Source organism: Deltaproteobacteria bacterium (genome assembly GCA_016208165.1).
In the GTDB taxonomy this organism is placed as follows: domain Bacteria; phylum Desulfobacterota; class Desulfarculia; order JACQYL01; family JACQYL01; genus JACQYL01.
Genome location: JACQYL010000116.1, coordinates 23,060 through 31,647, shown reverse-complemented (window position 1 = coordinate 31,647; position 8,588 = coordinate 23,060). Strand labels below are relative to the sequence as shown.

At 53.7% G+C, this 8,588-nt stretch carries 6 protein-coding genes; all 6 read left to right on the top strand.

Going from position 1 to position 8,588, the window contains the following annotated elements; genetic code table 11:
- Positions 1-41: 41 nt before the first annotated feature.
- The 6 genes from pgl to HY788_20630 all read left to right on the top strand — a co-directional run bounded on the left by pgl (position 42) and on the right by HY788_20630 (position 8,456).
- Positions 42-818, top strand: a complete 777-nt coding sequence (pgl, locus tag HY788_20655; GenBank protein MBI4776553.1) for a 6-phosphogluconolactonase — start codon at positions 42-44, stop codon at positions 816-818.
- Positions 819-824: 6 nt separating this feature from the next.
- Entirely contained in the window at positions 825-1,508 is a 684-nt protein-coding gene (locus tag HY788_20650) for a TIGR04283 family arsenosugar biosynthesis glycosyltransferase (protein ID MBI4776552.1), read from the top strand.
- Between the two features lie 366 nt (positions 1,509-1,874).
- Entirely contained in the window at positions 1,875-2,750 is an 876-nt protein-coding gene (locus HY788_20645) for a hypothetical protein (GenBank protein ID MBI4776551.1), read from the top strand.
- A gap of 625 nt (positions 2,751-3,375) precedes the next feature.
- Positions 3,376-5,460 carry a pentapeptide repeat-containing protein gene (locus tag HY788_20640; GenBank protein MBI4776550.1) on the top strand — a complete coding sequence of 695 codons (2,085 nt, stop codon included), beginning with the start codon at positions 3,376-3,378 and terminating at the stop codon, positions 5,458-5,460.
- A gap of 366 nt (positions 5,461-5,826) precedes the next feature.
- Positions 5,827-6,288, top strand: a complete 462-nt coding sequence (locus HY788_20635; protein ID MBI4776549.1) for a hypothetical protein — start codon at positions 5,827-5,829, stop codon at positions 6,286-6,288.
- The gene (locus tag HY788_20630) at positions 6,285-8,456 is read left to right on the top strand and encodes a hypothetical protein (GenBank protein MBI4776548.1); all 2,172 of its coding nucleotides are present in this window, start codon (positions 6,285-6,287) and stop codon (positions 8,454-8,456) included. Before HY788_20635 ends, HY788_20630 begins: the two co-directional genes overlap by 4 nt.
- The last annotated feature ends 132 nt before the right edge of the window (positions 8,457-8,588 follow it).

Genomic DNA, 8,588 nt, shown 5'->3' with positions numbered 1-8,588 from the left:
ATAATGAATCCAAACAGTTGAGAGATGCCCCATTCCATCCCATGGACGTTCGACCGGAAGTCTATTATTACCGGAAAATGCACGACCTGAATACACTTGCAGCCTCGATTCTGACACGCCTGGCCGATGCGGCCGTTCGTGAGCGGGGAAGGTTCACGTTCGTGCTTTCCGGAGGCGGCACTCCACGGTCCCTGTACCGGCTTTTAACAACGCCCCCATTTATCGAGGCCCTACCTTGGGCGCGAACACACGTATTCTGGGGGGATGAACGGATGGTTCCACGGGATCATGGGGACAGCAATTACGCCATGGCTCTCGAAACCCTTCTCTCGAACGCGCCGCTGCCCCAATCCAACATCCACCCCATTCCGGTGGAGGCCGGCGACCCGGAACGCAGCGCCGAAGCTTACGAACAAGAGCTTCGACGGTGCTTTTCCCGATGGTCTGAAAAGGATGGTAGCCCGTCCGCCGGTGAATCAATCGAAGGTTTTCCCGTGTTCGATTTCATGCTGCTCGGAATGGGCAAAGACGGACACACGGCGTCCCTGTTTCCGGGTTCGCGGATGGTCGACGAGAGCAAACGCTGGGCCCGCCCGGTGGCGGACCCGGGACTCCCTCCGTTCGTGCCGCGCGTTACCCTGACTCTTCCCGTCATAAATCAGGCGCGCTGCGCCGCTTTTCTGATTTCGGGACCCGATAAGTCGGCGCTTGCCGACAGGATTCTGACGGATCCAACACCGTCCCAAGAACACTACCCCGCCGCCAGGGTCCGCCCCAGGGGCCGTCTGATCTGGTTCATCGCCGGGGAACAGGCCTGACCTGAAATGTTTCTCTCCGTGATCATACCCGCCATCAATGAAGAAGAATGCATCGCCGCCGCCGTTAACAACGCCCGGCGAGCGAGGAACGTGGAGGTTCTGGTCGCGGACGGCGGGAGTAAGGACGCAACCGTGCCCGTCGCTCGGGAAGCCGGCGCGAAGGTCCTGGTGACCCGGACGGGACGGGCCTTTCAGATGAATGAAGGGGCCGAAGCCGCTTCCGGGGATGCGCTGCTGTTTCTCCATGCGGATACCCGCCTGCCTTCCGGTTATGAAGCGCACGTCCGGCGTATTCTCGATCGGCCCGGGGTCGCGGCCGGCGCTTTCCGGCTGGGCATCCGAGCCTCCGGTGTTTCGCTGCGCCTTGTCGAGCTCGTCGCGAACCTCCGTTCCCGGTGTCTACAGCTCCCCTACGGGGACCAGGCGATTTTCGTCGGGAGAAGACGATTCCAAATAGTGGGCGGTTTTCCGGAGCTGCCGATCATGGAAGACTTTGCCCTGATGAAACGCCTGTCCAAACTGGGCCGCGTTGCGTTGGCCCCGGTAGCCGTGTCCACGTCCGGCCGAAGATGGGTCCGTATGGGCGTCTGGCGCACCACGTGGATCAATCAGATGATGGTGGCGGCGTATGTGCTCGGGGTTCCTCCCGAGCGCATTCAGCACTGGTATCGGCGGGATCGAGGAATTTGACTAAGTTCAGGGTGGAATATGCCGGACAAGATACGGAAACCCGGACGATCTATGGGTTACCGAGGTAAATACAAGGGGAAGGGGCGAATGATTATTCGCCCCTACGGGATCGTTGCCCATTCTCCCCCGCAGTCCGATCGGATCGCCGATGAGGGCGGGTTTGTCGCAGATCCTGAGCTTGCCTGCGGTGAGCTTGCCTGCGGTGAGCCCGTCGAACCCGCCGAACCGGCCGATGGAAACCCGCCCCTGCGGCTACCACGTTCCGCCTTCCGGAACACCCCCCACTGCCCCGAAGCGGTCAGTGGGAGGGTACGTCGGTTCTCAACAGGTTTTCCGTATGAATACCAACGTGGAGTGAAATCAGACATGGACATCCGGACCCTGCTTCACGGCGCATGCGACCTCCACGTGCACGCGGCCCCGGACGTGGTAAGACGCAAGCAGGACGCGGTGGACCTGGGCCGTGCCGCGGCTTCCATGGGAATGGCCGCCGTCGGCCTCAAGGACCATACCTTCTCCACGGCCGGCCGGGCCCACGTGCTTAACCGCATGTTTCCGCAAGGCCCCAATTTTCTGGGGTGCATGGCCCTGAACCCTCCCGTGGGAGGACTGAATCCCTGGGCCGTGGAATCGTTCCTGCGGGAAGGCGGAAAGATCCTGTACATGCCCACGTACGGGGCCCGAAATCATATCCGGCGCTGGGGCGCGGGCAAGCCGCCCACCAACTTTCCGTTGCCCCGCGGGTTCGAGGGGATTTCTTTGTTAAATGCGTCAGGAAACCTGGTTGCGGAATGCGATCCTATTCTCGAGATGGTGGCTCAATACGACGCCGTGCTGGCCACGGGACACATTGCCCCCGAGGAATCCATGGCCGTGCTGATCCGGGCCCGGAGGCTTGGAGTGAGGCGGCTGCTGGTGACCCACGCGTCCGAGGAAGTGACCGACATGCCCATGGATCTCCAGAAGCAGGCCGTGGACATGGGCGCCATGGTCGAGCATTGCTTTTTCGGCGTCACCGACGCGTGCCCCGGCGACCTGTCCCTCGAAGAAATCCGGGATCAGATTCTCGAACTGGGAGCGAAACACGTGATTCTGACGAGCGATTTAGGCCAGGTGTCCAATCCCGCCCCTGTCGCAGGGTTCGGTTTTTACCTCGAAAAACTGGCCGCCGTCGGAGTCCCGGAACAGGCCATCCGCCGCATGATCCACGACAACCCCGAAAAGCTGGTGGGGCCCGCCTAAAAGAAGACGATGTTGAGCGCCTATGTTGGGTTACGTTCGCTTTGCTCGCTAACCCAGCCTGCAACTGGGCCGAGCTGGGGCTCGGCGGTCCCGGGAATGTGGTGCTGCTCGCTGTGCTGCGCTCAACCCAACCATATTGGACGCTTGCACTATCCACCTCTTGACGTTCAGGATGTCCGTACAAAGAGCTCCTGCCAATATCTTCAACCCCGCTGCAACTCATGGGTGGCGCGGACAACTTGTTTGTCCGCGTTGCGAAGCAACAAGAGGCCCTACCCCGTCGGGTGAAGTCCCGAGAAAAAGTGGGAAACGTGCAGACGCCCCTGGACTCAGGAAGTGGAATTAATTCCTTGACAGGCCTTCGAGAGGCGGGTCTAGAAAGTTAAATCGGGTCAAGCTTCTATAACGGGTTGTGCGACCCAGGGTAAGCGGAGGACCGGCCATGGCGTGCTGCAGGGCGGAAGAATTTGGAGGTTGGTGCAAACGGGAAGAGCCCGTTCATACGGATGAAAACGGAAAGAAATACTGTCTGTTCCACGCCCCGGCGGACCAAAAGGGCTTATCCCTGGACGAGTTTAACGAGCGCGTCTTCCAAACCATCAACAGCGTTTGGTCCTCGAAAACGGTGGGCTGCAACCTGGGCGGGACAATCTTTCCAGACGATATCGATTTTTCGCGCTTTAACCAACAATATCCTTTCCCGCCTATTGATCTCACTTCGGCCGAGTTTACCAGGAACGTAGTCTTCGACAACGCGGTTTTCAGCGCAGATGCAGACTTCCGGAAGGCGGTATTTGCCCGAAACGTATCCTTCAACAAAACCAACTTCAAGAAAAGCGTCGCTTTCGTGGGGTCACAATTCAATGACGGGGCTTCCTTTAACGAGACCTACTTTTCCTGGCCGGCGCATTTTGACGGTACCCACTTCAGGCAGAGCGCCGACTTCACAGGCGCCGTGTTCGAAAGCCCGGCTTACTTCAGCGAAACCGACTTCAAGGGGTCCGCTGATTTCAAAGGAGGTGCTTTCAGAGAAGACGTTGATTTCAGCGCTGCAGTAATCGCCGGCATGGCGGATTTTCGCAACCGCGCGTTCGTCCAGAAGGCCAACTTCAGTGAAACTAGATTCGCTGGAAACTGTCACTTCTCCGGAGTCACTATTGGAGACAAGGCAGATTTTAGCAGAGCCGGTTTCAAAGAAACAGCAGATTTCAAGGGATCCATTTTCAGTCGAGACGCATCCTTCACTGAGGCAAACTTCCATCAAAACGCCGACTTCAGCGGAGCCCGATTCACTGGAGCAACCTACTTTGAGAAAGCCCGCATTGTCGGATATGCTGGTTTTCAGCAGACTCTGTTTCAACAAACCCGATCCGACCAACGGGCTAATTTTGGAGAAGTAAAGTTTGAAGGAGGCGTCGACTTCTCTGATGCAAAATTTAGAGAGTTCACGATATTTTACAATGCTGACTTCGAGAAGCGTTCGATCTTCAACAGAGCCACGTTTTCCGAGAAGACAACTTTTCAAAAAGCCACATTCAACTCCTCTGTGGCATTCTACTCCTGCAATTTCGAAGGAGACACTGACTTCTTGCAGTCCACCTTTTCGCAAGGAGCGGACGCGCGCTTTGATGGCGCGGTCTTCAGCAAAAAGGCCGATTTTACCGAGGCGGTTTTTGAAAGCATCGTCACTTTCTATCCATACCTTTCAGTGTTTTCTCAAGACGATGGCGGGAAAGAGTCACCGAGGGTCGTGGAATTCTGTGATGAGGCCAATTTCACGCGGGCAACCTTCAAAGAGGCAACTACTTTCAGGCAAACGCTTTTCAAGAAGAGTGCTTCATTTAAGGAAGCTGTATTCGAGAAACGCTTGCGGTTCGAAGGTATCGATCTGTCCTGGGTCTCGTTGATCGATACCGAACTGGATAACATCCAATTCATAGATACTTCATGGCCCAAAAAAGACGGAAAAAAATATAAACGGTATCAACTGATTGATGAGAGGCTCGGCAAGGCTTCTCCGTCGAGTATCGAAGCCTACTATAGAAAGCTGAAGAAAAGGGCGGTCGAAGAACATAATCAACGGGAAGTCTCTGAATGGCACTACTGCGAAAAGGAGATGGCACTAACAAAAGCGTTGGTTCAGTGGGGGAGGTTTACAGGTTATTGGCTGTCTCCCACTTTAATCAGTATACGGGAAAAAGGACTTCGTCGATCCCTGAATTTCTTCCGTTACTGGCTTTGCTCTAAAATCAGAAGCGATCGTGAAAGAGGATGGAGTCAATCCCCAAGGCTTTTCCTCCGTTGGTTGTCATCTAAAATGGAAAACACACCCAATACAGGAGGCTTTGAAGGGCTCGTCTTGCCCCTTTATTGGCTGTCCAGCGGCTACGGGGAAAGGCCCTTACGTGCAGCAGGATTCCTTTTATGTCTACTTGCTGTGGTTACCGTTCTCATGGGCTGGTCCGGTCTCAAACCCAGCGATCCCAGCACCGGAATTCAGACCATAAAACATTTGTGCGGTTTAAGTCCCGAACAAATCGTCCTACTTGTCGAAAATACAATCCAGAATGTGCTATTCATAAGAAATCCGCGGATGGTGCCTCTTGTTCCTGCCCCTTGGGAATTCGTCCAGAGCATCTTCACCCGCATCCTCATTCCCATCCAGTTTGCTTTGTTTGCCTTGGCGCTGAGGAATAAGTTTCGGAGATAATGTGCGCGTTCCCTTGACAACAGCCTTTTTATGTAGGGCGGGCTGGACGCTCAGACAACTCGTTGACTGAGCCAGGCAGACAGGAAAAAGCTCCGTTCTTCACATAAACATTTCGTTTCGGAATACGGTGATGGTTTTTTTCGGTACTGCTCCAGAGGGAGCTGGAAATACCGTCAACCCGGAATGCCATCATTGTTGACAGGCTGTATCGATGGTGGTAACAGGGAAGCTGTGGTTTTAGGTAATTCTCTATCAGTACACTTTTGGACGAGTTGGTGGCTGGAAGCCGATCCTGCTTGTCTGATCAAATCGCAACTGAAATTACTTTGTTGTCCATCGACCGTTTGATTACTCAAGGAAATAAAGTTGCCTGATATACAGCTTCATCTGGCAGTTTGGAGGCCATCTCGTCTGCGCAAACGCCTCTTCTACGAGAGTCAGCACCGGCCTGAACCGGAAATAAACGAATTGCAGAATGATCGCTTGCATGAGCAAGTGTACAGCTGGAAGCTTAAGGGCGATGTTTGGACCTCGCTCAGTGGGGATGAGGCAGGCATGCGTATTAAGGAATCGATCATAGCCAGTTTTGACTTTAGCCTGCGGCCAGAGGAGCGTGGTATTAAGAAGCTCAAGCCGATTGTCGATAAATTGAGAGTTTACTTGGAAGATAAGGAACACAGACAATGGCAAAGCTGGTATCAGTCCATAACGGAGGAAGACCCAGACAATACTTATCAGATACACCCCCTCATATGTCTTCATGATCACCTAAGCTGGCTTTGTGATATCTTTGAGAACACACCCGGAGCATCGGTTACAATACGATGAATAGGATTGCACTCAAAAGCCCCAAGGAAAGCGTCGCGTTAATCGCCGCACTCTTTACCTCTTTCTCTGATATTGGCGGACACACTTCTGCTTATCAACCTGCGGTTCTGTCCGTAAAAGAAGATATCTGTTTTGGAACAAGTTGGCTCCAATTAGGTGAGATCAGTCTCAAACCAAGTCCCGGTTTAAATAACGAAAGCGAAGTCGTCCTTGCTGAGAACGCAGTACGCTACGGCTTCTACGAATGGAAGCTGGCGGACTACGAAGATCTACAAAGACAATGCTTTAGCATCATGGGGTTTCATGCGCAAACAGACAATGAAGCGGAAGACAGAGCAAAAGACACAATAAGGCGGGCACTCCATTCGGTCATAGACGTTGCCATGCGCTTGGGACTGCTGTTTCCTCAGTTCGACGCGGATATAGTTGAGGCCATGCCCTTCAACAGGCCAACGACGGTAATCGCGGACACAAATGCTGTCGGAAAAGGTGGAGTAGACTTCTTGATTCGATTTTTGTATCCGGCGGCCCGTCTGAAGATTCCTGCCATCGTCGCAATGGAGATTTTAAATCAGTCAGACAACTTCTTCTCCAAGAGAAGGCGGGCCCTCACAAAAAACGTTAAGCCTAAACAGAAACCCGGCATTTTGTTTGATCACGTCGTCAGTCAAGCCTCCCAACGTGCCTTATTACGTTTTGAACTGCACTCTGATATCGAGGTTGAAAGAAGTCCACTATTCTCTGACCCCCTCCGTAGTGCGTTCACCCCTGACAAGGACAAAGATTGGAACGACTTGAATCTTTCGGCACCGGTAAAAAGTTACTGTGATCGTTTGATATTGGAGACGGCTCGCCAGCATTTGACCACAGTTGCAGCAGGCCACCCCGTGATGCTCATGACGGGTGACGAGGGCTTGGCTCGGATGACTCTTGCTGAAGGAATGCACCCGCTTTTCTTCCACGCTGGCGGATCGTATCAGAAATATGGAACAGTCCTTACGGGAACGCGCTTCCATCCTTTCACGGGAGAGGTTTTCTCGATCCCCCTTCCATGGCTGCTTTGGGAACTCGCCGTCACGTTTGGCAACGCTCGTTTAGGTTTCGAAGATGGATCCAGATTTTTTGAAGTGCGAGCTATCAACCAGGATTTAAACTGGCAGCCATTCCACGCCAAAGAGGATCTGCTGCAGGTCTCATGGAGAGGGTTCGAACCAAATCAGTACGGAGGCTTGGAGAAGCAGCCCGTTGCTATCCTAACCAAAGCAGACGTTAGCGCCAAAGATCGGCAAACCTCTCAGCAGCCGGAATCGGCCAGCAAAAAGACGACCATCCAAGAGCACACAAGGAAACCACCTAAATCTCGCCCGAAACTAGGGCCATTCAACGTGCATACAGTGTATCGTTTTGATCTTAACGTTCTCATGGATTTCATCCCTGACCTTCTAGACAAGGGAACAGTTCCCGTCTCATGTGAAGGAACTCCGTTTCAGAAACGGGGGATCAAGCGAAAAACCATCAGTAGGTATTTAGGTTTCCTTGCGACAGGGGGATTCATTATAGAGGTAGGAGGCCGCATTCAGGCCACGGACTCAATGCATCAGCTCTGGGAAGCTATGAAAGTTCGGGATCTACCCCGTGCCTTCCAGTGTTTGCGTCAGGTCCCCAGCCTCAATGATTTCTTCGAAAGGTTGGAGAAAGAACGTCGCATCGAAATTGATCCCAAAGCCCCAGAGCGGGATCGCCCAAGTCCTGCCTATGTGCAAATCGCTGAATTGTGCGGCCACGGCCTTCAGCTGCCGCACGACGGGATGTACGGGACTTTTAGTAATCCAACGATGCTCGAGTTTGTCGACGCCGCGCTAAAAGCCTATGAGAAGAACCTGAAGAGTGATGAGTACATTCTGACGGGGTTATGGCTGGAGACCTTGGTGGTTGACCACGGAGTGCATCCGATCAAGGCCCGGGACCGTCTCGCCGAAGCTCAAGCTGCTGGGATGCTGGAGCGGTACACCCAAGGCTCCACTCCTGACACGCGCTTCGATAGGCACACGATGACATTGTTGAATGTACAGGACGGCCGTCCAGTGGTAGCTAAGGTGTGCCTTTATCACGGCGATTTCATAATCCCTGGGAAAGCTAGCGTCAGCATCAGGCTTGTGAGAAAATAAGTTATGGGACTTCGTGATAGACTCCATAGGCAAATCCCAGCTGGCTCAAGCGAAGACGTGGAAAATGCGAGATTCTCCAGATACGGCATTGTGGACAATCCATTTCCATCCGCCTCTCAGACGCAAGGACAT

Excerpts from the sequence above, each read along its gene's own strand:
- pgl (MBI4776553.1), top strand. The coding sequence starts at position 42 with ATGGACGTTCGACCGGAAGTCTATTATTACCGGAAAATGCACGACCTG.
- HY788_20650 (MBI4776552.1), top strand. The coding sequence starts at position 825 with ATGTTTCTCTCCGTGATCATACCCGCCATCAATGAAGAAGAATGCATC.
- HY788_20645 (MBI4776551.1), top strand. The coding sequence starts at position 1,875 with ATGGACATCCGGACCCTGCTTCACGGCGCATGCGACCTCCACGTGCAC.
- HY788_20630 (MBI4776548.1), top strand. The coding sequence starts at position 6,285 with ATGAATAGGATTGCACTCAAAAGCCCCAAGGAAAGCGTCGCGTTAATC.